Raw genomic sequence first — 21,550 nt, forward strand, 5'->3', positions numbered from 1 at the left:
GTCCTGGTGGTGGATGATGAGGCAGTGAACCTCCACGTGCTGCGGGACATCCTTTCGGCCAACTACGCCCTGGTGTACGCCAAAAGCGGGCAGCAGGCGTTGGACACCGCGCGCAGGCACCGGCCGGATCTGATCCTGCTGGACATCATGATGCCGGACATGGACGGCTATGAGGTTTGCCGCCGCCTTAAAGCCGAGCCCGACCTGCGCCACATCCCCATCATCTTCGTGTCCGCCATGGGCACGGTCGAGGACGAGGCCAAGGGGTTTGAGGCCGGCGCTACCGACTACCTTACCAAACCGATTTCAGCCGCCCTGGTGCGTGCGCGGGTGCGAACCCACATCGCCCTGGTCGATCAGGCGTCCATACTGGACCGGCTGTGCGTGGCCGGCGAATACAAGGATCAGGAAACCGGCGGGCACGTGCGGCGCATCGGCCTTCTTGCCGAGGCGCTGGCCCACGCGTTGGGCTGGAGCGATGACGCGTGCCGCGCCATCCGGCTGGCGGCGCCCATGCATGACATCGGCAAGATCGCCATTCCCGACCGCATCCTGCTCAAGAACGGCAAGCTGGATGCCGAGGAACTGGCCATCATGCGCACCCATCCGGAACGGGGGGCGGCAATCATCGGGTCGAACGGGTCGTCCCTGCTGCGACTGGCCGCCAGCATCGCGATGACGCATCACGAGAAATGGGACGGAAGCGGTTATCCGCGGGGCTTGGCCGGCACCGCCATTCCCCTGGAAGGACGGATCGTCGCCCTGGTTGACGTTTACGACGCCTTGCTGTCGCCCCGGCCGTACAAACCGGCATGGTCGCTGGAGGCGGTCACCGCGTATCTTGAGGACCAGGCGGGTCGCCATTTCGACCCCGTGCTGGTGCCGCTGTTCCTGGAAGCGGTGGCGCCGGGAAACACCTTCCCCGCCCGCCCGGACGGGAATCTGCCAGACGGCCTGTAAGCCGGGTTCTGTCCTCCGGCCCGTCCCCCCGTGAAGGGGCGGCGGCCGTGGGATGGCCATTCATCTGGGACGCCTGTCGCCAGGCGCCTCGCGCGACCTACCCGGGCGGCGGCTCGGAAGATGCTTGGCCGGTTGCCCGGCCGTGCCGCCCCTATTCGATCTTGCTCCCGGTGGGGTTTACCGTGCCGCCCCTGTTGCCAGGGGCGCGGTGCGCTCTTACCGCACCCTTTCACCCTTACCCGGCGATCATCCCCCGAAGGCGATGGTCGGCAGGCGGTTTGCTTTCTGTGGCACTTTCCCTAGGGTCGCCCCCGCCAGGCGTTACCTGACACCGTTCTTCCGTGGAGCCCGGACTTTCCTCCCCCCGACGGCTTTCGCCATTGTCGGAAGGCGGCCATCCGGCCGTCTGGCAGGCGGCGACCCTAGGCGCATCGACCGGGCGATGCAAGCGCCGATGGCGGGGGTCAGCGCCCGGATTGAGCCAGCAGGCTATGCAACCGGCGCACGGTCTCAGCATCCGCCGGTTGGCCCAGCGCTTCCGGGTGCCAATGGCGCTGGAAGGCGATCAGCGTCTCGGTGAAGGATGCGATGGCCGGATCATAGCCCAGGCGCGCGAGCAAGGCCGCGACCTGCGCCTCGCCCCCGTCCCATGCCGTCCCACGGGCATCGGTGGCTGGCCACAGGCCGATGCCGGCGCGGGCCAGGCCCGGCCAATCGAACAGTTCGCCCGGGTCCTGCTTGCGGGCGGGCGCCATGTCAGAATGGGCGATCACGTTGCCGGCTGGGATGGGCTGGCGGGCCAGGATGCCCCGGCACAGCTCAATGACCGCCTGCATCTGGGCTTGCGGGAAGGGGCGGTAGCCGTACTCGTGGCCCGGGTTAACGATTTCCACCCCGATGGAGCGATTGTTGACGTCCTGGGCACCGCCCCAGGCGCCCCGGCCGGCGTGCCAGGCGCGGCGGCCCTCGCCCACCAGGCGCCAGACCGTGCCGTCCTCCTCCACCACATAATGGGCGCTGACCTCCGCCGCCGGATCGCACAACCGATCCAGCGCCGCCTCGGCCGACAGCATGCCGGTGTAGTGCAGCACCAGGATGTCGACGCTGGTCCCCTCCGGCCGGGGGCCGTGGTTGGGGGAGGGGCGGTCACGCAGGGCCATGGGTCCTCAACTTGCCGTTCGGGCCGTCACCAGGCGGGGGCGGCGCAGCAGAACCACGCCCACGCCGGCGATGGTCACCAGCGTGCCCGCCGCCAGGTGCCAGGACAAGGGCTCACCCAGCAGGATGACGCCGCCGGCCACCCCGAACACCGGCACCAGCAACATGAAGGGCATGGTCTGGTTGACGGCGTAGCGCTGCACCAGCGGGAACCACAGCACATAGGCCAGGATGGTGGAGACCAGCGCCATGAACAGGATCGAGGCCCAGGCCGCCGGCGGCGCCGCTTGGATGGCCGCCCATTGCCCATCCTCCAGCACCGCGGACATCAGCACCAGCTGCGGCACCGCGAACAGGGCCATGTAGCCGTTCAGCGTGAACGGGTCCATGGCCGGCATCCATTTCAGCTGAATGCTGGAAAACGCGAAGGCCGCCGCCGCCAGCACCACCAGCCCCAGATGGGCGGGGTCGTCGGTCCCGCCGGGATGGTAGGCGATGATGCCGACGCCGGCGATGGCCGCCGCCATGCCCACCGCCCGCCGCCAGCCCAGCCTGTCCTTGAAGAACGCCGCCGCCATCAGCGACGCGAAGGGCACCTGCAACTGGATGGCGACGGAGGCCGCGGCGGCGCTGCACCCCATCAGGCCGCTGAACACCAGGGGGAAATGCAGGCCGCCCAGCACGACGGAATAGGCCAGCACCGGCCGCACATGGGCCCAAGGCAGCCGCCGCCAGGGCACCAGCACCAGCGCCACCAGCGCGAAGCGGATGGCCATGGCGGTAATGGGATGGAACTGGCGCAGCGCAAATTTCGAGACGGAGAAATTGATTCCCCAGATGGCCACCACGACCAGCGCCCGCAGGACGTCCAGCGGCCTCACGCGCCGCTCTCCTGGAACAGCGGCGCGATGTCGGCCAAGGGCCGAAACAATTTCCGGGGTGTATCGGGCAGGGCGAGAAAACTCATGGCCTCATAAAAGCGGCGGGCGTTGTCGTCATAGGCGTCCACGATCACGGCAAACGACGCGATTTCACTACGCAGACAACGGCGCAGCGCATCCGCCAGCAGATATCCTCCATATCCATGGCCATGAAAACGCCTATCCACCGCCAGTCGGCCCAGCAGCGTGGCCGGCACCAGCGGATAGCGTGGCAGTTTCCGAGCCGTCTCCGGCGGTAGATCCGCCAAGTGCACAGAGGTGGCGGATAAGGTGTAATAGCCGGCGACTGTCCCGTCTGGCAGAAGGAGAACAAATGGCGCCGCAATGTTCTTGCGGGCGTCCTGTCCTATTTGCGTTTGGAAATAGCGGTCAAGCGCATCTACGCCGCTGGCAAAGTGGCGTCGGTCATGCTGCGGGCCGAGCACGTCGATCCGCAGGGAACGCAGGACAGGATCGGAAGCCGTCATTCCGACCGTCAGGCGCCGGTAGCGTCGCGATACCGGCGAATTGTGTCGCGCAGCCGGTCATTCACAAGCTGCGGCTTGCTTAGCGCCTCGACGAAAGCCCGGCTGTCCCGCAGCGATAGTTCCAGGCGCTGGTGTTCATCGATGGCGCGTCGGGCCGCGTCCTGCACGCTGGTCAGGACGAAGTCAGTGATCGACCGACCTTGGAGTGCCGCCGCGCGCTCAATCATATCCTTCTGCTCGGCGGTGACGCGCGCCTCCAGCCGTTCGCTGCGGGCACGGCGCTGAGGGGTATCTGTCGCAGGGCTGGCCATCATGTTCTCCGTTCCCGCATTGTACGGCCAATGGCCGGGTATGCAAGGAAGAACCTTACGCGCCGCTCTCCAGCTCCTCCTTCAGCGCCTCCAGTTCCAGCCAACGTTCCTCGGCCGTGGCCAGGTCCTGGTGGGCCTTGTCCAGGTCGGACGAGGTCTTTTGGAAGGCGGCGGGATCGCGGGCGTAGAGGGTGGCGTCGGCCAGCTTCGCCTCCAGCTTCTTCACCTGGTCGCCCAGCTTGTCCATCAGGGCCGGCAGCTGGTCCAGCTCGCGCTGCTCCTTGTAACCCAGCTTGCGCTTGGCTTTGGGCGCTTCCGCCGCCTTGGGGGCATCGGCCGCCCTGGAGGTGGCGCTGGCGGCGGGCGTGCGAGCCGGACGCTGGACCAGATAGTCGCTGTAGCCGCCGGCGTATTCCGCCACCACGCCGTCGCCCTCCACCGCGATGGTGGAGGTGACCAGCCGGTCCAGGAAGTCACGGTCGTGGCTGACCAGCAGCAGGGTGCCGGGATAGTCGCTCAAGACCTCTTCCAACAGGTCCAGCGTGTCCATGTCCAGGTCGTTGGTCGGTTCGTCCAGCACCATCAGGTTGCTGGGCTGGGCGAACAGCTTGGCCAGCAGCAGGCGGTTGCGCTCGCCACCTGACAGCGCGCGGGTCGGCTGTTCCAGCATGCCGCCGTCGAACAGGAAGTCCCGCATGTAGGAGGCGACATGGCGCGGCGTGCCGCCCACCACCACGCTGTCGCCGCCGAAGGGCAGCAGCACCTGGCGGATGGTCTGGTTGGGGTCCAGCTGCGCCCGGCGCTGGTCGAACACCACCGTCTCCAGGTTGGTGCCCAGGCGGATGGTGCCGCTGTCCGGCGCCAGTTCGCCCATCAGCATCTTCAGGATGGTGGTCTTGCCCGCACCGTTGGGGCCGATCAGGCCTACCCGGTCGCCGCGCAGGATGCGGGTGGAAAAGTCGCGGGCGATGATTCGGGTGTTGCCTTCCCCATCCTGGAAGCTCTTGGCGATGTTGGTCGCCTCGATCACCAGCCGGCCTGAGTTCTCGGCGTCCGACACCGCCAGCTTCACCTGGCCCTGGCGGTTGCGGTCCGACCGCTCCTTGCGCAAGCCCTGCAGCGCCCGGACGCGGCCCATGTTGCGGGTGCGCCGGGCGCTGATGCCCTCGCGCAGCCACTTCATCTCCACCGCGATCTTGCGGTCCAGCTTGGCGTAGGCCAGGTCCTCGGCGGCGAACACCTCGTCCCGCCAGGCTTCAAACTCGGCGAAGGGGCGTTCCGTCTCGCGCATGGTGCCCCGGTCCAGCCACATGGTCTTGCGCGCCAGGGTGTTCAGGAAGGCGCGGTCGTGGCTGATCAGCAGCAACCCGCCGCGGAAGGCCTGCAGCGCCTTTTCCAGGTATTCGATGGTGGGTAGATCCAGGTGGTTGGTCGGCTCGTCCATCAGCAGGACGTCGGGGTCGCTGACCAGGGCCTGGGCGATGGCGGCGCGGCGCGCCTCACCGCCTGACAAGGTGGCGGCCGCGCGGTCGCCGGGCAGGTTCAGTTCATCCAGCACCGCCTGCACGCGATAGGGCGCATCCTCCACCAGTCCGGCGCTGACGAAGTCCGCCACCGTGGCGTGGCCGCTGAAGTCCGGTTCCTGATGCAGGTAGCCGATGCGGGCACCCGGCTGGATGTAGCGTTCGCCCTTGTCCAGGTCGACGACGCCGGCCAGGGCCTTCAGCAGGGTGGACTTGCCGCTGCCGTTGCGGCCGACCAGGGCGATCTTGTCCCCGCGACCGATGGCGACGTCCACGCCCTCGAACAGGATGGTGGCGCCCAGGGTGATGTGGGCGTTCTTCAGGGCGACGATGGGCGGGGTGGGGGCCATGGAAGCGATAAGCTCTAGGGTACGGGTTACTGGGGGATACGGGGTTACGGGTACGGGCCGGCGGGCGCACCGGCCCGCTGGCTCTGGATCTTGTCATAGGCGGCGTTCAGCGCGGCCGTCTTGCTCGTGGCGACGTCCACGAACTCCGCCGGCAGGCCTTGGGCCATGACGGTGTCGGGATGGTTGTCGCGCAAGGCCTGGCGCCAGGCCAGCTTGATTTCCGCATCGCTGGCGGTACGGGGCACACCCAGCACGGCGTAAGGGTCGTCCAGCGGGTCCTCATACCCGCAGGCGGCGCCGCCGTGGATGCGGCGGATGCCCTCGAACGTCGCTTCGGAAATGCCGAAGATGCGGGCGACGTCGGCCAGGAAGGTCAGCTCCGCCGGGTGCAGGCTGCCGTCGGCCGACGCTATGTGGAACAGGCAGCCCAGCAGATCCTCCAGCACCGTCGGCCGGTCGCGGAACATGCCGGCCAGTTGGCGGGCGTAAGGTTCGAATCCCGCGCTGTCGCGCTTGGCCAGGTCGAAGATGCGGCCGACGTTCCGCGCCTCCTCCGCCGGAATTTGGAACACGCGTTTGAAGGCGTCGATTTCCGCGCGGTCCACCACGCCATCGGCCTTGGCCATCTTGGCGCCCAGCACGATGACGCCGATGGTGAAAGCCATGCTGCGGGTCTGGTCCGGCTGGCCGTCCGGACCCGGGGGGGCTGGCGGCTGCGACGCCCAGGCATCGGCGGCATGGCCGGCGGCCACGCCCAGCAACGCGCCCAGCGGGCCGCCAATGGCAAAGCCCGCGACACCCCCCACCACCTTGCCCCAGATGCTCATCGCTTTCAGCCTCGGCCATAGCCGGCTCCACCGGAAGCGGGGGGCCGGGCCGCACCATAGCTGCCCCATCCATTCCCGCCAATGCCCCGAACCGACCGTGATCATGATGTGCGCGTCCTTCAGCAGGGAAGGACCGGCGCGGGGCCGGCCCTATTGGAAAGACGCCCAGGCCGGTGGAATATTCCCAAAGGCGCCGTCACGCCGCGAACCTGCGGCAAAGGGGGCCAGATGGCCGGCGGGAATGGGGCCAGCGCTGGTGAGGGTGGCACCATCTTGGTAAAAGGGGTCGATACCAAGGGGCCGGTCCGCGGGGGACACGAACGGCCCGGTTGAACAGAGAAGGGGTGCGTTGCCATGACGGAATGGTTCTTCCACAACGGTCAGCAACAGGCGGGTCCCCTGGATGACGCGGCGGCGCGCAACTTCGCCCGCGCCAATCCGGGCGCCCATTGCTGGCGGGAGGGCTTCACCGACTGGCTGCCCGTGGGCCAGGTGGCGGAGCTGTATGGCGGCACCGCCTCGTCCGCGCCGCCCCCGCCTCCGCCGGGCGGTGGCGGCATCTGGGGCGCCTTCGCCGGCGGTGGCAACCCGTTCACCCCGCCGCCGCCCGGCACGGCCAGCGCCCTGGACTACACCATCCACGGCCATGAGATGCAGTATGTGTCGGTGAGCCTGGCACCCGGCGACAGCGCCATCGCCGAGGCAGGTGCCCTGCTGTACAAGGACGCCAGCGTGGACATGAACACCATCTTCGGTGACGGTTCCAGCCGCGACGGCGGCAGCGTGCTGGACCAGCTGTGGGGCGCGGGCAAGCGCGTGCTCTCCGGCTCCACCCTGTTCACCACCGTCTTCACCCAGCGTGGCAGCGGTCCGGGCACGGTGGCCTTTTCCGCGCCCTATCCCGGCACCATCTCCGCCCTCAAGCTGGCCGACTACGGTGGCCGCCTGATCTGCCACAAGGACAGCTTCCTGGCGGCGGCGCGCGGTGTCGCCATCGGCATCTATTTCCAGCGCCGCATCCTGACCGGCCTGTTCGGTGGCGACGGGTTCATCATGCAGAAGCTGGAAGGCGACGGCATTGTCTTCATCCACATGGGCGGCACCCTGGTGGAACGCACGTTGCAGCCGGGGGAGGTCATCCACGTGGACACGGGCTGCCTGGCCGCCATGACCGCCGACATCGACTTCGATGTCGAGCAGGTGGGCGGCATCAAGTCCATGCTGTTCGGCGGCGAGGGCCTGTTCTTCGCCCGGCTGCGGGGCCCCGGCAAGGTGTGGCTGCAAAGCTTGCCCTTCTCAAGGCTTGCCGGCCGCATGCTGGCCTCCTCCCTGGTGGGAACCCGGGAAGAGGGGGGTGTGTTTGGCGCCATAGGCAACATCCTCGACAAGCGCTGACATGGCGGGGTCCGAGGGGATCCGGGTAAACTCCGCCCCTCACCAGCCTGGAGAGCATCGAAATGGTCCTTGAAGCCAAACAGGGCACCCGCACCGAAACCGACAGCTTCGGCCCGTTGGAGGTGCCGTCCGACCGCTACTGGGGCGCCCAGACCCAGCGGTCCCTGGGCAACTTCAAGATCGGGGGGGAGCGCATGCCGCCGGCCCTGGTCCACGCCCTGGGCATCCAGAAGCAGGCGGCGGCCCAGGCCAACGTGAAGCTGGGCGAACTGGACGAGGCGCTGGGCCGGGCCATCATCCAGGCGGCGGCGGAGGTGGCGGCCGGCAAGCTGGACGACCACTTCCCCCTGGTGGTGTGGCAGACCGGTTCCGGCACCCAGACCAACATGAACGCCAACGAGGTCATCTCCAACCGCGCCATCGAGTTGCTGGGCGGGGAGATGGGGTCCAAGAAGCCGGTGCACCCCAACGACCATGTGAACCGGGGCCAGTCGTCCAACGACAGCTTCCCCACCGCCATGCACATCGCGGCGGCGGTGGAACTGCACCGCACCCTGGTGCCGGCGCTGGAGCATCTGCGCGACGCCCTGGCCGCCAAGGCCGACGCGTTCAAGGCCATCGTCAAGATCGGCCGCACCCATCTGCAGGACGCGACACCCCTGACCCTGGGCCAGGAATTCTCCGGCTATGCCCAGCAACTGGCCTATGGGGTGGAACGGATTAAGGCGGCGCTGCCGGCGTTGCTGCGCCTAGCCCAGGGTGGCACGGCGGTGGGCACCGGCCTGAACGCCAAGAAGGGCTTTGATGCCGCCTTCGCGGCCGAGGTGGCGGATCTGACCGGCCTGCCCTTCGTCACCGCCCCCAACAAGTTCGAGGCGCTGGCGACGCATGACAGCCTGGTGGAGGTGTCGGGCGTGCTCAACACCCTGGCGGCCTCGCTCATGAAGGTGGCGAACGACATCCGCCTGCTGGGCTCCGGCCCCCGCTGCGGCATCGGGGAGCTGAGCCTGCCGGAGAACGAGCCCGGCAGTTCCATCATGCCCGGCAAGGTCAACCCCACGCAGTCGGAGGCCATGACCATGGTGTGCGCCCAGGTGATGGGCAACCACACCACCGTCACCATCGCCGGCGCCACCGGGCATTTCGAACTGAACGTCTTCAAGCCCGTCATCATCTACAACGTGGCCCAGTCCATCCGCCTGCTGGCCGACGCCGCCGTCAGCTTCACCGACAATTGCGTGGTGGGCATCACGGTGAACGAGGATCGCATCGCCAGGTCGCTGCACGAAAGCCTGATGCTGGTGACGGCGCTCAACCCGCATATCGGCTATGACAAGGCCGCCAAGATCGCCAAGAAGGCCCACGCCGAAGGCACCACCCTGAAGGCCGCCGGCCTGGCCCTGGGCTTCCTGACCGAGGCGGAGTTCGACGCCTGGGTGAAGCCTGAGGATATGATTCATCCCAGCTGATCCAGAGATGCGGGCAAAGGGGGAATGCAAAATTTCCCTTGCCTGTATTCCTGTTCTGTGCCTTGATCGTTCCTAGTTTGTTCTTTCGCATTCTCAGCGATGGAGGACGATATGGCCGGCGCGTTTCAATGGGGGCATTTGGACCAGGGGAATATCGTGGCTGACATGGCCACCGCCGTGGCGGTCTACGCCAACCCCCGCGATGAGATCGTCATCCGCCGCCAGGGCGGTTTCGATGCCGAGGACGACGTGGTGGTCGTGCCGCTCAAGGTGGCCGAAGCCCTGCTGCGCCGCATGGAAAACCTGATCCGTGAGATCAGGGCGGAGACGGCGCTGAGCTGAGGCGGTGCCGAAAAAGATTGTCAGCTGCGGGGCTGGCGAATGGCGACGATTTCCACATTCAGGGAAGGCGCCACTTTAAGCCAGGCGGTATCGGCGGTCAGCACTATGGCGTGATGCAACTGTCCCAGTGCCAAGCAAGCCCTGTCGCCAAGGGAAAGGCCGGCAGCTTTGGTTGTGCGGCGTAATTGGGCCGTCAAAACAGCATGATCGGCGGTGAAATCGACCAGGGTAATGCCCAGCGATAGTACCGCATCTGCCGCGTCCCCTGCGGGCCAGCCTTCTTCATGTAGTTTTGTTACCACTTCCGCAAAATTGACGGAGGTGATTAAGGCATTGGATAGAGCGGCTAAAACCTGATCAGCGCCAGGTTCGGCTTTGATCAGAGCCAGAACGGCAGATGCATCCAGAACAAAAAGCTGGTCAGTCATGGGCAGCTTCTGCGCGACGCTCTGTAATCAACTCATCAGCTAGGCTGCGGTCGGGTGAACCATAACGACGCGCCAATTTTTGTACTCTGGCTACGGCGGCTTCGACGGTTTCCAAAACGATGCGCCCATCCTCGACCCGGGCCAGCAACTTACCGCCGGCTTCCAGCCCCACCGCCCGGCGAACTTCCAAGGGGACGACCAGCCGCCCATTGGCGGCCATGGTCGCTGGCTGCGATTTTAGCGTCATCGTTAAACTCCGGTGGCATTAAATATAAATATGCCACAGGTGGGTGTTTGTGGCAATCGGTCCAACTACAGCCCCAGCGCCGCCAGTAGCGCATCGAACGCCGCATCGGCCTCTTCCACCCACTCCACCCTCGGTATCGCCGTCAGGGGGATGCCGGGGGCGAAGCGGGCGAGGGTGGTGAGCGTCTCGGCCAGGGGCACGGTGGCGCCGGGGGTGGCGCTGACGGCGATGGCGGCGACCCGCAATTCCCGGCGGGCCAGGACGTCCAGGGCGGTCAGGGTGTGGCTGAGGGTGCCGAGATAGCTGCCGGTGACCAGCAGCAAGGGCAGGTCCAGCGCCACCATCCAGTCCAGCACCGTGCGGCTGTCGTCCAGCGGCACCATAGCGCCGCCGACACCCTCAACGAACAGCGGGGCGGCGGCGAAGGCGGCCTTTTCCCGGCACCATTCGATCATGCCGTCCACGTCCAGGGGACGGCCCTCGCGCGCCGCCGCCATGTCGGGTGACAGGGGGGCGGCATAACGGTGCGGGCTGATGCGCGCCACCTCGGCCGGTGTCACCGGCCGGCCCATGGCGGACAGCAGTTGCGCGGGGTCGCTGGCCGCCAGGCTGGCGGCATCCTCCAGGTCGATCCCGCTGACCACGGGTTTCAGGGCGGTGGCGGCGATGCCCTTGGCGCGCAGGCGGCGCACCAGGCCGGATGTCACGAAGGTCTTACCGATGTCGGTGCCGGTGGCGGTGACGAAGAAAGCGGGGACGGTCATTTGGGGCTCTCGACACTCTTGAGCGGCAGCACGCGGTCGCGGATCAGGCCGGCCAGGCGCTCGATCTCCGCATCCGGCGTGCGGGCGGTGAAGGTGACGCGCAGGCGGGCGGTGCCGGCCGGCACGGTGGGCGGGCGGATGGCGGTGACCAGCAGGCCCTCGTCCTCCAGCAGGCGCTGGGCCTGCAAGGTGACTTCGGCGCCGCCCAGCACGATGGGCACGATGGGGCTTTCGGCGGAAGGCAGGTTCAACAGGGCGGTGAATCGCCGGGCCTTGGCCACGGGCAGGGCGCATAGGTCGGGGTCGCCCTGGATGATGTCCAGCGATGCGATGGCGCCGGCCACCGTGGCGGGTGGCAGGCCGGTGGAATAGATCAGGGTGCGCGCCCGCGTCTTCACCAGGTCGATGACCGCCTGGGAGGCGCAGAGATAGCCGCCATAGCCCCCCACCGCCTTGCTCAAGGTGCCCATCTGCAGCGGTACCAGCGGCTTGTCGCCGAAGGCGAAGCTGGAGCCCCGGCCCTCCGCCAGCACGCCGATGCCGTGGGCGTCGTCGGTCATCAGCCAGGTGTCATGCTGTTCGCACAGGCTGGCCAGGGCGGGCAGGGGGGCGAGATCCCCATCCATGGAAAAGACGCCGTCCGTCACCAGCAGGGCACGGCCATGGCGCGGCCGGTAGGTGGCCAGCACCTGGGCGGCATGGTCCACATCGTTATGGCGGAAGATGCGCAGGGTGGCGCCCGACAGCTTGGCGCCGGCCCAGATGCAGGCGTGCGCCAGCTCATCCACCACCACCAGGTCTTTGGGGCCCACGAAGGTGGGAATGATGCCGGCGTTGGCCAGATAGCCGGAACCGAAGACGCAGGCCGCCTCCGTTCCCTTCAAGGCCGCCAGCTTTTGCTCCAGCACGGTGTAGAGCGGGTGGTTGCCGGTCACCAGGCGCGAGGCGGCGGCCCCCACGCCGTACCGCTCCACCGCCGCCAAGGCCGCCGCCTTCACCCGGGGGTCGTGGGCCAGGTTCAGGTAGTCGTTGCAGGAGAAGGACAGCAGGCGCCGGCCGCCGCGGGTGATCCACAGACCGCCCTCGCCATCGCGGTCGCTGTCCACCAGCCGGCGGCGCAGCGAGGCGTCGTCCATCTCGGCCAGCTTGGCCTCGGCGAATTCGGTCAGGGACTGCATGAAGGCGCCATCGGTTCGGATCAGATTGGGCGGAGCTTAGCCGCAAGAGTCCGCGATACGCGTGCGAAAGTGCCGAGCCTGGGTTGCGGGTGTCAAATTCCGTGCCCATTTCAGCCTACGAATACGCTTGGGCTGTTGCTCGCCCTATTTTGATGCGCGGGCGTAAAGGGGGGCACCTGTGGCTGAGGAAGAGTCCCGGCTGGCTGAACGCCTGAACGATTGGTCCTGGCTGGTCGAGATTATCGGCCAGGTGGTGATCTCAATTCTTGAAACGGTGTTCACGGCGCTGGTCTAGCACCGCCGCGCAATCATCTGTCGCGCCGGGCCTGTCGCCTCTCACCAAGTTTCCCCAAGATCCGCCGGCGGCCGGCGCCGCCCCGGTTTTTCTTGACCGGTCCCCGCCGCTGCCGTTAGGTGCGGGCTGGCCTTGAGCTTCGGCCCGGCCCCGGTATTGCCCCGGTATCCCCCAAGGAAACGCACCCGTGACCGCCATCGACATCAGCCGCCCCGCCGCTTTTTCCGTCCCGGCCCTGGAGAGCGACGACGTGCGCACCGACTGGACGCGCGCCGAGATCCAGGCGCTGTTCGACCTGCCCTTCACCGAGCTGGTGTTCCGGGCTGCCGCCGTGCATCGCCGTCGCTTCGACCCCACCCAGGTCCAAATCTCCACCCTGCTGTCCATCAAGACCGGTGGCTGCCCGGAGGACTGCGGCTACTGCTCGCAGAGCGCGCACCATGAGACGGGCCTGAAGGCGTCCAAGCTCATAGAGGTGAAGAAGGTGCTGGCCGAGGCCAAGGCCGCCAAGGACGCCGGCGCCACCCGCTTCTGCATGGGGGCGGCCTGGCGCAGCCCCAAGGACCAGGATCTGGAATCGGTCTGCGCCATGGTCGAGGGTGTGAAGGCGCTGGGCATGGAATCCTGCGTCACGCTGGGCATGCTGAATGCCGGCCAGGCCCTGCGCCTGAAGGAGGCGGGCCTGGACTATTACAACCACAACATCGACACCTCGCCCGAGTACTACGGCAACGTCATCACCACCCGCACCTACCAGGATCGGCTGGATACCCTGGCCAATGTGCGTGAGGCCGGCATCAACGTCTGCTGCGGTGGCATCGTGGGCATGGGCGAGGATCTGACCGACCGCGTGGGCATGATCCACACCCTGGCCACCCTGCCGCAGCATCCCGAAAGCGTGCCGATCAACATGCTGATGAAGGTGGACGGCACGCCCTTGGGCGGCAAGGACGCGCTGGACGCCCTTGATTTCGTGCGCACCATCGCCGTGGCCCGCATCACCATGCCGGCCTCCATGGTGCGTTTGTCGGCCGGCCGCGAGGGCATGAGCGACGAGACCCAGGCCCTGTGCTTCCTGGCTGGCGCCAACTCCATCTTCTACGGGCCGAAGTTGCTGACCACTGCCAACCCGGTGGCCGACCACGACAAGCGGCTGCTGGCCCGCCTGGGCATGACCACCATGGACGTGGTGGAAGAGGGCGGCACCGACGAGGACCACGCCCACCACGCCGCGGATGCCTGCTCCGGGGCGTGTGGCCACTGATCATGGGCACACATGGATCGTTTCCTGACCGGAACGATTGGTTCGAGCGGGGCGGCCAGCACGTCTGGCTGCCCTACACCCAGATGAAGACGGCCTTGCCGCCCCTGCCCGTGGTGGCGACGGAGGGGGTGCGCCTGACCCTGGCCGATGGACGGCGGCTGGTGGATGGGGTGGCCAGCTGGTGGACGGCCTGCCACGGCTACAACCACCCCCACATCCGCGAGAAGGTGGCCGAACAGATGGCGCGCATGCCGCACGTCATGTTCGGCGGCCTGGCGCATGAGCCGGCCTATACCTTGGCCAGCCGCCTGGCCGCCATGCTGCCGGGCGACCTCAACCGCGTCTTCTTCTGCGATAGCGGCTCCGTCTCCGTTGAGATCGCCATGAAGATGGCGACGCAGTATTGGCTGAACCGGGGCGTGCCCGGCCGCACCAAGCTGGCGGCCTTCCGCGGCGGCTATCACGGCGACACCATCGCCACCATGGCGGTGTGCGACCCGGAGGAAGGCATGCACAGCCTGTTCGCCGGCTTGCTGCCCGAACATCTCATCCTGGACCTGCCGGTGGACGAGGAGTCGACGGCGCGGTTCGAGCGTGATCTGGCCGCCCACGCCCACACCCTGTCCGCCATCCTGGTGGAGCCCCTGGTGCAGGGGGCGGGCGGCATGCTGTTCCATGACGCCCGGGTGCTGCGCACCCTGCGCGCCGCCGCCGACCGCCATGGCCTGCTGCTGATCTTCGATGAGATTTTCACCGGCTTCGGCCGCACCGGCACTATGTTCGCGTGCGAGGCCGCCGGCGTGGTGCCCGACATCATCACCCTGTCCAAGGCCCTGACCGGCGGCACCATGGCCCTGGCCGCCACCGTGGCCAGCGACCGGGTGTTTCAGGCCTTCTGGTCGGACAACGCACAGGCGGCCCTGATGCATGGCCCCACCTACATGGCCAACCCGCTCGCCTGTGCCGCCGCCAACGCCTCCCTTGACCTGTTCGAGAGCGAGCCCAGGCTGGCCCAGGTGGCCGCTCTCTCCCGGGGCCTGGCGGTGGGCCTGGAGCCCTGCCGCGATCTGCCCGGCGTGATGGACGTGCGCACCCTGGGCGCCATCGGCGTGGTGGAGCTGGAGCGCATCGCCGACATGAACGGGCTGAAGCGGCGCCTGATCGACCGGGGCGTCTGGGTGCGGCCCTTCGGCCGCATTGTCTACCTTACCCCGTCCTACACCATGGACGCCGACGACCTGGCCTTCCTCACCCATGCCGTGGTCGACGCCGTGACCGAGCATCAGCGAGCCACCGCATGACCCTGCGCAAGCGTTCCGTCCTGATCGCCGGCCACCCCACCAGTGTCACGCTGGAGGAGCCGTTCTGGGAAACGCTGAAGGACATGGCCGTGGCGCGCAGCCTGTCGATCAACGCCCTGGTGGAGGAGATCGACGGCAACCGCGACGGCAACCTATCCAGCGCCCTGCGCGTCGCGGCGCTGCTGTGGGTGAAGGGGAAGGTCCCGGCCTGATCAACCGGCCGCCACCCCAATGGGCGGCCCGGTGGGCACCCCAATGGGCACCAACGTCACCAGCTTCACATCCGTCTGCCCTGCCAGGGCGAAGGTCAGCTGCTCATAGCGCAGGGGGCCGTCGGTCGGGTGTTCGAAGGCGCGCTCGCCACCGGCGCGGGCGGTGACGGTATGGGCGTGCCAGAGGTCGGCGAACAGGGGGCTGCGCTGGCTGAGGTCCGTCACCAGGGCCCGCATGCCGGGATCGTTCAGGTGATGGCTGTAGTCCACGCGGAACTCCGCCACCACCCGCCGCGCCCGTTCCGCCCAGTCGGGGATCAGGGCCTGGGCGGCGGGGGCCAGGAACAGGTAGCGCAGTTGATTGCGATCCTCGCCGTGATCCAGCCAGCCGATGACCAGGCGGGCCGCCGCCGCGTTCCAGGCCAGAGCGTTCCATTGCCGGTCCAGCAGATAGGCCGGGTATGGGACGCCCCGGACCAGGGCGTCCAGCGCCGCCGGCACCGGCGCGTCTTCCCCGGCGGCGGCCCCGTCCGGGTCGCGCTTGCCCGCCAGGTCGAACAGATAGGCCCGCTCCGCCGCCGACAGGCGCAGGGCCACCGCCAGGCGGCCAAGGGCGGCGGGAGAGATGGAGACGTCGCGGCCCTGCTCGATCCAGGTGTACCAGGTGACGCTGACGCCGCTCAGCTGCGCCAGTTCCTCCCGCCGCAGGCCGGGCGTGCGGCGGCGGGGCCCGGGCGCCAGGCCCAGGGCCGCCGGTGACAGCCGTTCCCGCTGCGCCCGCACGAACTCCCCCAGCTCGCGCCGTTTCGAGGTGTCCAGGATGTCCATGGGCGCGGGCCTTTAAGGTAAGGTGGTAGCGATTGATACCAGTATAAACCTGGATCTGGTACCAGTTTAAGGTTCTGTCACCCTGGCGCTCCACCCCGCCGAACCGGGGCAGCTTTGACTAAGAAATGGAGTAGGGAATGACCACCCAGCACGCGTCTCAAACGGTTGGGAGCCGCGACCAGGAATCGCTGGTGGCTGGCCAGTTCGGGCCACAGGCCGCCGCTTATGTCGCCAGCGCCGTCCACGCCCAGGGCGAGGATTTGCGCCAGCTGGCCGACCTGGTGGCGGGCAAGGGCTATAAGACGGCGCTGGACCTGGGATGTGGCGGCGGCCATGTCGCCTTCACCGTGGCGCCGCACGTGGGCCAGGTGGCTGCCTGCGACCTTTCGCCCGACATGCTGGACGCCGTGGCGGTGGAGGCCGGACGGCGGGGCCTGGCCAATATCGAGACCCGGGTGGGCCGGGCCGATGCCGTGCCAGCGCCAGAGGCGCATTTTTGCGCGGTGTTCAGCCGATACAGCGCCCACCACTGGCCGGACCTGGGGGCGGGCCTGAGGGAGGCGCGGCGGGTGGTGAAGCCGCGCGGCATCGCCGTCTTCATGGATGTGGTGACGCCGGGTCAGCCGCTGCTGGACACCTTCCTGCAGTCGATCGAACTGCTGCGCGACCCGTCGCACGTGCGCAATTATTCGGTGGCGGAATGGCGGGCTGCACTGGCTGACGCGCGGTTCGAGGTGGGCCGCGTGACGCAGCGGCGCCTGCGCCTGGAGTTCGCCAGCTGGATCGCCCGCATGAGTCCGCCAGACAGCCACGTGGCGGCCATCCGGTCCCTGCAAGACCGCATGGCGGACATGGTGCGCAGCCATTTCGCCATCGAGGCCGACGGCACCTTCACCCTGGATACAGCGACGTTCGAGGCCGTCCCGGTTTGATTATTGGAAAGTCCTCAGTCGCCGGGCGCCCGCATCCGCGGGCTTGGCTTCCTCGTTTTCCAGTTCGCCTTCGGCTTCCCGGAAAGCTCCGGCGGATGCGGTCGCATCCTACGGCGGCATGAGGCGAAAGCTCATGCCGCCGCTAGCTTTTGAAAAACGCGGCGGCGGCGTTCAGCGAGGCCTGCTTGGCCTTGATGGCGTCGTCCACCCGCGCGATCTCCGCCTCCAGGCTGTTGCGGTATTCGCGCAGTTCGCCCACCGACAGGCGGGCGATGTCCAGGAAGCTGCTGGGGCGGCTCGGCGGCGGGGCGATGTCGTCGGTGTCCATGGGGCGGCTGCCTTTCCTGTGGAGGGTATGCCCTCCGGCGTGTCGGTTGTCACTGTGCCGCCGGGGGCCTACATGGTGCAAGACCCCAAGCGGCGAGGGGACCATCCCCCGCCGGACGTAGTCGCGGAGATCCTGCAACCATGCGTGCCATCGCCATCACCCAACCCGGCGGTCCCGAGGTTCTGAAGCCCATCGAACGGCCGACGCCGCAGCCGGGCCCAGGCCAAATCCTGATCCGGGTGGCCGCCGCCGGCGTCAACCGGCCGGATTGCCTGCAGCGCGCCGGCAGCTATCCGCCACCCCCTGGTGCATCCGACCTGCCGGGGTTGGAGGTGGCGGGCACCGTCGCCGCGCTGGGCGAGGGGGTGACGGGCTGGACCGTGGGCGACGCGGTCTGCGCCTTGGTCAACGGTGGCGGCTATGCCGACCATGCCGTGGCGCCGGCCGGCCAGTGCCTGCCCGTGCCGGAAGGCTTCAGCATGGTGGAGGCGGCCGCCCTGCCGGAAACCTTCTTCACCGTCTGGACCAATGTCTTCGACCGCGGCCGGCTGGCGGCGGGGGAAAGCTTCCTGGTCCATGGTGGCACCAGCGGCATCGGCACCACGGCCATCCAGCTGGCCAAGGCCTTCGGCGCCCGCGTCTTCGCCACCGCCGGCGGGCCGGACAAGGCCAAGGCCTGTGAGGACATCGGCGCCGAGCGCGGCATCGACTATGAGGCGGAGGATTTCGTCGCCGTGGTGAAGGAGGCGACGGGCGGCCGGGGTGTGGACGTCATCCTAGACATGGTGGGCGGCGACTATGTGCCGCGCAACATCGACGCCCTGGCCGACCAGGGCCGCCACGTGACCATCGCCTTCCTGCGCGGGGCCAAGGTGACGCTGAACATGGCGCCGGTGATGACCAAGCGCCTGATCCTGACCGGATCGACGCTGCGCCCGCGTTCGGCGGAGGAGAAGGCGGCCATCGCCGCCAGCTTGGCGGAAAAGGTGTGGCCGCTGCTGGCGCGAGGAGAGGTTCGCCCGGTCATCTTCAAGACCTTCCCCTTGGAAGAGGCGGCGGCGGCGCACGCGCTGATGGAAAGCAGCGGCCATGTCGGGAAGATCGTTTTGACAGTTTAAGGTCGGGAAAAGGCCGCGACAAGTGAGGCCCAGCCCATAAAAAGGCGTGGCCTCGCCCGTCGCGTGCCTCTATATAGCTCATGTACGCGTCACAGTTTTCCGTCCGGCTGCGTGGGGCCTTCAGCCCGCGCGACGGGCGGATATTGCTTTTCGCGACCTTGTTCACGGGTTTTGATGCGTGTTGGCGGGACATTCCGCCACGGGTTAGGAGGAAGCATGGCACTGCCCTTGATGCCGAAGGCGACCGCGGTCTGGCTGGTTGAGAACACCGCGCTGTCCTTTGAGCAGATCGCCGAATTCTGCGGCATGCACTCGCTGGAAGTGCAGGCCATCGCCGATGGCGAGGTGGCGATCGGCATGGTCGGGCGCGATCCGGTGGGCAACGGCGAGTTGACCAAGGATGAGATCGAGCGCTGCGAGAAGAACCCGGACCTGAAGCTGCAGATTCGCATCCACGACCTGCCGCAGCCGATCGCGCGCGCCAAGGGCCCGCGCTACACCCCGGTGACCAAGCGTGGCGACAAGCCCGACGGTATCGCCTGGCTGCTGAAGAATCATCCGGAACTGTCGGACGCTGCCATTTCCCGCCTGATCGGCACCACCAAGCCGACCATCGCTGCGGTGCGCGACAAGACCCACTGGAACACCAGCAACATCAAGCCGCGCAGCCCCGTGCTGCTGGGCTTGTGCAGCCAGCGTGAGCTGGAGGCGGCGCTGTCCCGCGCCCGCCGTGGCCTGCCCGAGCCGGAGCTGGAGACCACCACCCTGCTGGAAACCGCCGAGGATCGCGCCCTGGCCGCTGAGCAGGCGGCCCTGGAGGATGAGGAACACGAGGAGATCGAGGATTGATCCTCTGATCCCTTTCTTCAAGTGAATGAAAAGGGCGGCCCCAAGCGAGGCCGCCCTTTTTCCTTTCGCGCCCACCCCACCGGCATGAGGATGTCATGCCGGTGTTTGAGGCAAACGGCATCAAGCCGCGCTCGGCCAGTCCGTGTAACCCTTGGCGCCGCCGCCGTAGAACGCCTCCTGCGGGGCCTGGGCCAGGGGCGCGCCGGTTTTCAGGCGGTGCACCAGGTCGGGGTTGGCGATGAAGGGGCGGCCGAAGGCCACCATGTTGGCGCGACCTTCGGCGATGGTGCGGGCCGCCAGGTCGCGGTCATAGCCGTTGTTGGCGATATAGCCGCCGCCGAACTTCCGGCGCAGGGCTTGGAAGTCGAAGTTCTGGGCGCCGTTGGGCCCGCGCGTCTGCCCTTCCACGCAATGCAGATAGGCCAGGTTCAGCTCGCCCAGACGCTCGGCCAGGAAGCCATAGGTGCCGTTGGGGTCGCTGTCCAGGGGGGTGTTGCCCGCCGCCTGGGTGATGGGCGACAGGCGCACGCCCACACGGTCCGATCCCCAGATTTCGGCCACGGCTTGGGCCACCTCCACCGTCAGGCGGGTGCGGTTCTCCACACTGCCGCCATAGCGGTCGGTGCGGTGGTTGGTGCTGTCGCGGATGAACTGCTCCAGCAGGTAGTTGTTGGCGGAGTGCACCTCCACCCCGTCGAAGCCGGCGGCCTTGGCGTTGCGGGCGGCGTTGCGATAGTCGTCGATGATGCCGGCGATTTCCGCCGTCTCCAGGGCTCGGGGCGGTGAGGGCTGGGCGAAGCCGTTCTCGACATAGGTCTCGCCGCCCGCCTGCAGGGCGCTGGGCGCCACCGGCGCGGCCCCGCCTTCCTGCAGGCTGGTGTGGGAGATGCGGCCCACGTGCCACAGCTGCAGCACGATGTGGCCGCCGGCCTGGTGCACGGCGTCCGTCACCGCCTTCCACGCCGTCACATGCTCCGGCGTGTAGATGCCGGGCGTATAGGCGTAGCCGCGCCCCTGGCGCGAGATGTTGGTGGCCTCGGTGATGATGAGGCCGGCGGTGGCGCGCTGGCGGTAATAGTCCACAGCCAGGGGGGTGTGCACCCCGTCCATGCCGGCACGTGCCCGCGTCAGGGGCGCCATGGCGATGCGGTTGGCGACGGGGATGGCGCCGATATGGGCGGGCGCGAAAAGATCGGGAGTGGTGGTCATGGTCGAACCCGTTCCTTCTGGGGATGGCTTGAGAGGCCATGGTTAACGGCACGCCCATGAACATAGGTCCACGATGGCGGCGCTTTTAGCCCGCTGTCGTGACATGACCCTTCGCGATCGGGAAATAATGGCGGGTTCGTCCTGATCGGCCTCGTTTCATCCAAAAACAATTCCGGTGGACGGCGGCGCCGGGGCGGCGCTACATCCCAGCATCATGACCAACGCCCCCTCCCGCCTCATCGTCGGCATCAGCGGCGCCTCCGGCGTGCGATACGGCGTGCGCCTGCTGGAAATCCTGCGCCCCCTGCCCATCGAAACCCACCTGGTGATGAGCCGGTCGGCGGAGATGACGCTGGCGCATGAGACGGATATGAAGCCCGCCGAGGTGCGGGCCCTGGCGGACGTCAACCACGCCATCGCCGACGTGGGGGCATCCATCTCCAGCGGCAGCTTCCGCACCCTGGGCATGGTCATCGCGCCCTGTTCCATCCGCACCATGAGCGAGATCGCCACCGGCGTGACCTCCAGCCTGCTGACCCGGGCGGCGGACGTGGTGCTGAAGGAACGGCGGCGCCTGGTGCTGATGGTGCGCGAGACGCCCCTGCACCTGGGCCATTTGCGCACCCTGACGGCGCTGGCCGAGATGGGGGCCATCATCGCCCCGCCGGTGCCGGCCATGTACATCCGGCCGGCCAGCGTGGACGACCTGGTGGATCACACCGTCGGCCGAATCCTGGACCTGTTCGACATCGACAGCGGTCGCCTGCGCCGCTGGGGCGAGGCGCCGCCCGAGGATGCAGAGATCGGATAAGCGGGCCCCCGAGCCCAAAACAAACGAGCGCCGCGGGGTCCGT

Annotated in this window: 23 protein-coding genes, 1 other RNA gene and 1 pseudogene; 11 read left to right on the forward strand and 14 right to left on the reverse strand. The window is 67.9% G+C overall.

Annotated elements, in window-relative coordinates:
* Window positions 1-36 precede the first annotated feature (36 nt).
* Window positions 37-816 (forward strand): annotated as a pseudogene (locus FBZ88_RS12470) (response regulator); the annotation flags it as partial.
* 125 nt (window positions 817-941) lie between these two features.
* On the opposite strand, the gene rnpB reads toward FBZ88_RS12470, so the two are convergent.
* The 7 genes from rnpB to FBZ88_RS12505 form a co-directional block, all read right to left on the reverse strand.
* An RNA gene (gene rnpB / locus FBZ88_RS12475) (RNase P RNA component class A) lies at window positions 942-1,370 on the reverse strand.
* A 54-nt stretch (window positions 1,371-1,424) separates the two neighbouring features.
* Entirely contained in the window at window positions 1,425-2,120 is a 696-nt protein-coding gene (locus tag FBZ88_RS12480) for an N-acetylmuramoyl-L-alanine amidase (protein WP_145617251.1), read from the reverse strand.
* A 6-nt stretch (window positions 2,121-2,126) separates the two neighbouring features.
* Window positions 2,127-2,999 carry a DMT family transporter gene (locus tag FBZ88_RS12485; protein WP_145617253.1) on the reverse strand — a complete coding sequence of 291 codons (873 nt, stop codon included), beginning with the start codon at window positions 2,997-2,999 and terminating at the stop codon, window positions 2,127-2,129.
* Entirely contained in the window at window positions 2,996-3,526 is a 531-nt protein-coding gene (locus FBZ88_RS12490; RefSeq protein ID WP_145617255.1) for a GNAT family N-acetyltransferase, read from the reverse strand. The genes FBZ88_RS12485 and FBZ88_RS12490 overlap by 4 nt, the downstream gene beginning before the upstream one ends.
* 8 nt (window positions 3,527-3,534) lie before the next feature.
* Window positions 3,535-3,840: a type II toxin-antitoxin system TacA family antitoxin gene (locus tag FBZ88_RS12495; RefSeq protein WP_211102632.1), complete on the reverse strand. Its 306-nt coding sequence runs from the start codon at window positions 3,838-3,840 to the stop codon at window positions 3,535-3,537.
* Between the two features lie 52 nt (window positions 3,841-3,892).
* Window positions 3,893-5,710 carry an ABC-F family ATP-binding cassette domain-containing protein gene (locus tag FBZ88_RS12500; protein ID WP_145617257.1) on the reverse strand — a complete coding sequence of 606 codons (1,818 nt, stop codon included), beginning with the start codon at window positions 5,708-5,710 and terminating at the stop codon, window positions 3,893-3,895.
* Window positions 5,711-5,754: 44 nt separating this feature from the next.
* Window positions 5,755-6,537, reverse strand: coding sequence for a TerB family tellurite resistance protein (locus FBZ88_RS12505; RefSeq protein WP_145617260.1), 783 nt, complete (start codon window positions 6,535-6,537; stop codon window positions 5,755-5,757).
* 354 nt (window positions 6,538-6,891) lie between these two features.
* Here FBZ88_RS12505 and FBZ88_RS12510 point away from each other — a divergent pair, with 354 nt between their 5' ends.
* The 3 genes from FBZ88_RS12510 (at window position 6,892) to FBZ88_RS12520 (ending at window position 9,743) form a co-directional block, all read left to right on the forward strand.
* The gene (locus tag FBZ88_RS12510; RefSeq protein ID WP_145617263.1) at window positions 6,892-7,932 is read left to right on the forward strand and encodes an AIM24 family protein; all 1,041 of its coding nucleotides are present in this window, start codon (window positions 6,892-6,894) and stop codon (window positions 7,930-7,932) included.
* A 62-nt stretch (window positions 7,933-7,994) separates the two neighbouring features.
* Window positions 7,995-9,401: a class II fumarate hydratase gene (gene fumC / locus FBZ88_RS12515; protein ID WP_145617266.1), complete on the forward strand. Its 1,407-nt coding sequence runs from the start codon at window positions 7,995-7,997 to the stop codon at window positions 9,399-9,401.
* 156 nt (window positions 9,402-9,557) lie between these two features.
* Complete coding sequence (locus FBZ88_RS12520) at window positions 9,558-9,743, forward strand: hypothetical protein (protein WP_145617268.1); 186 nt, start codon at window positions 9,558-9,560, stop codon at window positions 9,741-9,743.
* 20 nt (window positions 9,744-9,763) lie between these two features.
* On the opposite strand, the gene FBZ88_RS12525 is transcribed toward FBZ88_RS12520, so the two are convergent.
* From FBZ88_RS12525 to FBZ88_RS12540, 4 genes are all read right to left on the reverse strand, one after another.
* Window positions 9,764-10,171: a type II toxin-antitoxin system VapC family toxin gene (locus FBZ88_RS12525; RefSeq protein WP_145617270.1), complete on the reverse strand. Its 408-nt coding sequence runs from the start codon at window positions 10,169-10,171 to the stop codon at window positions 9,764-9,766.
* Window positions 10,164-10,418 carry an AbrB/MazE/SpoVT family DNA-binding domain-containing protein gene (locus FBZ88_RS12530; RefSeq protein ID WP_211102633.1) on the reverse strand — a complete coding sequence of 85 codons (255 nt, stop codon included), beginning with the start codon at window positions 10,416-10,418 and terminating at the stop codon, window positions 10,164-10,166. The genes FBZ88_RS12525 and FBZ88_RS12530 overlap by 8 nt, the downstream gene beginning before the upstream one ends.
* 65 nt (window positions 10,419-10,483) lie before the next feature.
* The gene (bioD, locus tag FBZ88_RS12535; protein WP_145617272.1) at window positions 10,484-11,182 is read right to left on the reverse strand and encodes a dethiobiotin synthase; all 699 of its coding nucleotides are present in this window, start codon (window positions 11,180-11,182) and stop codon (window positions 10,484-10,486) included.
* The gene (locus FBZ88_RS12540) at window positions 11,179-12,360 is read right to left on the reverse strand and encodes an aminotransferase class I/II-fold pyridoxal phosphate-dependent enzyme (protein ID WP_145617273.1); all 1,182 of its coding nucleotides are present in this window, start codon (window positions 12,358-12,360) and stop codon (window positions 11,179-11,181) included. The genes bioD and FBZ88_RS12540 overlap by 4 nt, the downstream gene beginning before the upstream one ends.
* Window positions 12,361-12,842: 482 nt before the next feature.
* On the opposite strand from FBZ88_RS12540, the gene bioB reads away from it, so the two are divergent.
* Genes bioB through FBZ88_RS12555 form a run of 3 tightly spaced genes read left to right on the forward strand, consistent with a single transcriptional unit; the run spans window position 12,843 to window position 15,432 of the window.
* Complete coding sequence (gene bioB / locus FBZ88_RS12545) at window positions 12,843-13,919, forward strand: biotin synthase BioB (RefSeq protein WP_411861185.1); 1,077 nt, start codon at window positions 12,843-12,845, stop codon at window positions 13,917-13,919.
* Window positions 13,920-13,921: 2 nt separating this feature from the next.
* Window positions 13,922-15,220 carry an adenosylmethionine--8-amino-7-oxononanoate transaminase gene (locus FBZ88_RS12550; protein ID WP_088871845.1) on the forward strand — a complete coding sequence of 433 codons (1,299 nt, stop codon included), beginning with the start codon at window positions 13,922-13,924 and terminating at the stop codon, window positions 15,218-15,220.
* Entirely contained in the window at window positions 15,217-15,432 is a 216-nt protein-coding gene (locus tag FBZ88_RS12555; RefSeq protein ID WP_088871844.1) for a ribbon-helix-helix domain-containing protein, read from the forward strand. Before FBZ88_RS12550 ends, FBZ88_RS12555 begins: the two co-directional genes overlap by 4 nt.
* On the opposite strand, the gene FBZ88_RS12560 is transcribed toward FBZ88_RS12555, so the two are convergent.
* A complete protein-coding gene (locus FBZ88_RS12560) occupies window positions 15,433-16,260 on the reverse strand; it encodes a helix-turn-helix transcriptional regulator (RefSeq protein ID WP_145617276.1) in 828 nt (275 codons plus the stop codon). It abuts the gene before it with no gap.
* A gap of 137 nt (window positions 16,261-16,397) precedes the next feature.
* On the opposite strand from FBZ88_RS12560, the gene FBZ88_RS12565 reads away from it, so the two are divergent.
* The gene (locus tag FBZ88_RS12565) at window positions 16,398-17,192 is read left to right on the forward strand and encodes a class I SAM-dependent methyltransferase (RefSeq protein ID WP_145617278.1); all 795 of its coding nucleotides are present in this window, start codon (window positions 16,398-16,400) and stop codon (window positions 17,190-17,192) included.
* A 142-nt stretch (window positions 17,193-17,334) separates the two neighbouring features.
* Here the strand turns inward: FBZ88_RS12565 and FBZ88_RS12570 are convergent, their stop codons facing one another.
* The gene (locus tag FBZ88_RS12570; protein ID WP_040847295.1) at window positions 17,335-17,520 is read right to left on the reverse strand and encodes a DUF1192 domain-containing protein; all 186 of its coding nucleotides are present in this window, start codon (window positions 17,518-17,520) and stop codon (window positions 17,335-17,337) included.
* A 140-nt stretch (window positions 17,521-17,660) separates the two neighbouring features.
* Between FBZ88_RS12570 and FBZ88_RS12575 the strand changes: the two genes are divergently transcribed.
* Window positions 17,661-18,638, forward strand: coding sequence for an NAD(P)H-quinone oxidoreductase (locus tag FBZ88_RS12575; RefSeq protein WP_145617280.1), 978 nt, complete (start codon window positions 17,661-17,663; stop codon window positions 18,636-18,638).
* Window positions 18,639-18,854: 216 nt separating this feature from the next.
* A complete protein-coding gene (locus tag FBZ88_RS12580; protein ID WP_145617282.1) occupies window positions 18,855-19,487 on the forward strand; it encodes a DUF1013 domain-containing protein in 633 nt (210 codons plus the stop codon).
* Window positions 19,488-19,607: 120 nt separating this feature from the next.
* Here FBZ88_RS12580 and FBZ88_RS12585 read toward each other — a convergent pair whose 3' ends face one another.
* Window positions 19,608-20,696: an alkene reductase gene (locus tag FBZ88_RS12585; RefSeq protein ID WP_145617284.1), complete on the reverse strand. Its 1,089-nt coding sequence runs from the start codon at window positions 20,694-20,696 to the stop codon at window positions 19,608-19,610.
* A gap of 214 nt (window positions 20,697-20,910) precedes the next feature.
* On the opposite strand from FBZ88_RS12585, the gene FBZ88_RS12590 reads away from it, so the two are divergent.
* Window positions 20,911-21,507, forward strand: a complete 597-nt coding sequence (locus FBZ88_RS12590) for a UbiX family flavin prenyltransferase (protein ID WP_145617286.1) — start codon at window positions 20,911-20,913, stop codon at window positions 21,505-21,507.
* Window positions 21,508-21,550 lie beyond the last annotated feature (43 nt).

The organism is Nitrospirillum bahiense (genome assembly GCF_007828025.1).
GTDB lineage: Bacteria > Pseudomonadota > Alphaproteobacteria > Azospirillales > Azospirillaceae > Nitrospirillum > Nitrospirillum amazonense.

Excerpts from the sequence above, each read along its gene's own strand:
- FBZ88_RS12480 (WP_145617251.1), bottom strand. The coding sequence starts at position 2,120 with ATGGCCCTGCGTGACCGCCCCTCCCCCAACCACGGCCCCCGGCCGGAG.
- FBZ88_RS12490 (WP_145617255.1), bottom strand. The coding sequence starts at position 3,526 with ATGACGGCTTCCGATCCTGTCCTGCGTTCCCTGCGGATCGACGTGCTC.
- FBZ88_RS12495 (WP_211102632.1), bottom strand. The coding sequence starts at position 3,840 with ATGATGGCCAGCCCTGCGACAGATACCCCTCAGCGCCGTGCCCGCAGC.
- FBZ88_RS12500 (WP_145617257.1), bottom strand. The coding sequence starts at position 5,710 with ATGGCCCCCACCCCGCCCATCGTCGCCCTGAAGAACGCCCACATCACC.
- FBZ88_RS12505 (WP_145617260.1), bottom strand. The coding sequence starts at position 6,537 with ATGAGCATCTGGGGCAAGGTGGTGGGGGGTGTCGCGGGCTTTGCCATT.
- FBZ88_RS12510 (WP_145617263.1), top strand. The coding sequence starts at position 6,892 with ATGACGGAATGGTTCTTCCACAACGGTCAGCAACAGGCGGGTCCCCTG.
- fumC (WP_145617266.1), top strand. The coding sequence starts at position 7,995 with ATGGTCCTTGAAGCCAAACAGGGCACCCGCACCGAAACCGACAGCTTC.
- FBZ88_RS12525 (WP_145617270.1), bottom strand. The coding sequence starts at position 10,171 with ATGACTGACCAGCTTTTTGTTCTGGATGCATCTGCCGTTCTGGCTCTG.
- FBZ88_RS12530 (WP_211102633.1), bottom strand. The coding sequence starts at position 10,418 with ATGACGCTAAAATCGCAGCCAGCGACCATGGCCGCCAATGGGCGGCTG.
- bioD (WP_145617272.1), bottom strand. The coding sequence starts at position 11,182 with ATGACCGTCCCCGCTTTCTTCGTCACCGCCACCGGCACCGACATCGGT.
- FBZ88_RS12540 (WP_145617273.1), bottom strand. The coding sequence starts at position 12,360 with ATGCAGTCCCTGACCGAATTCGCCGAGGCCAAGCTGGCCGAGATGGAC.
- FBZ88_RS12550 (WP_088871845.1), top strand. The coding sequence starts at position 13,922 with ATGGGCACACATGGATCGTTTCCTGACCGGAACGATTGGTTCGAGCGG.
- FBZ88_RS12555 (WP_088871844.1), top strand. The coding sequence starts at position 15,217 with ATGACCCTGCGCAAGCGTTCCGTCCTGATCGCCGGCCACCCCACCAGT.
- FBZ88_RS12560 (WP_145617276.1), bottom strand. The coding sequence starts at position 16,260 with ATGGACATCCTGGACACCTCGAAACGGCGCGAGCTGGGGGAGTTCGTG.
- FBZ88_RS12565 (WP_145617278.1), top strand. The coding sequence starts at position 16,398 with ATGACCACCCAGCACGCGTCTCAAACGGTTGGGAGCCGCGACCAGGAA.
- FBZ88_RS12570 (WP_040847295.1), bottom strand. The coding sequence starts at position 17,520 with ATGGACACCGACGACATCGCCCCGCCGCCGAGCCGCCCCAGCAGCTTC.
- FBZ88_RS12575 (WP_145617280.1), top strand. The coding sequence starts at position 17,661 with ATGCGTGCCATCGCCATCACCCAACCCGGCGGTCCCGAGGTTCTGAAG.
- FBZ88_RS12580 (WP_145617282.1), top strand. The coding sequence starts at position 18,855 with ATGGCACTGCCCTTGATGCCGAAGGCGACCGCGGTCTGGCTGGTTGAG.
- FBZ88_RS12585 (WP_145617284.1), bottom strand. The coding sequence starts at position 20,696 with ATGACCACCACTCCCGATCTTTTCGCGCCCGCCCATATCGGCGCCATC.
- FBZ88_RS12590 (WP_145617286.1), top strand. The coding sequence starts at position 20,911 with ATGACCAACGCCCCCTCCCGCCTCATCGTCGGCATCAGCGGCGCCTCC.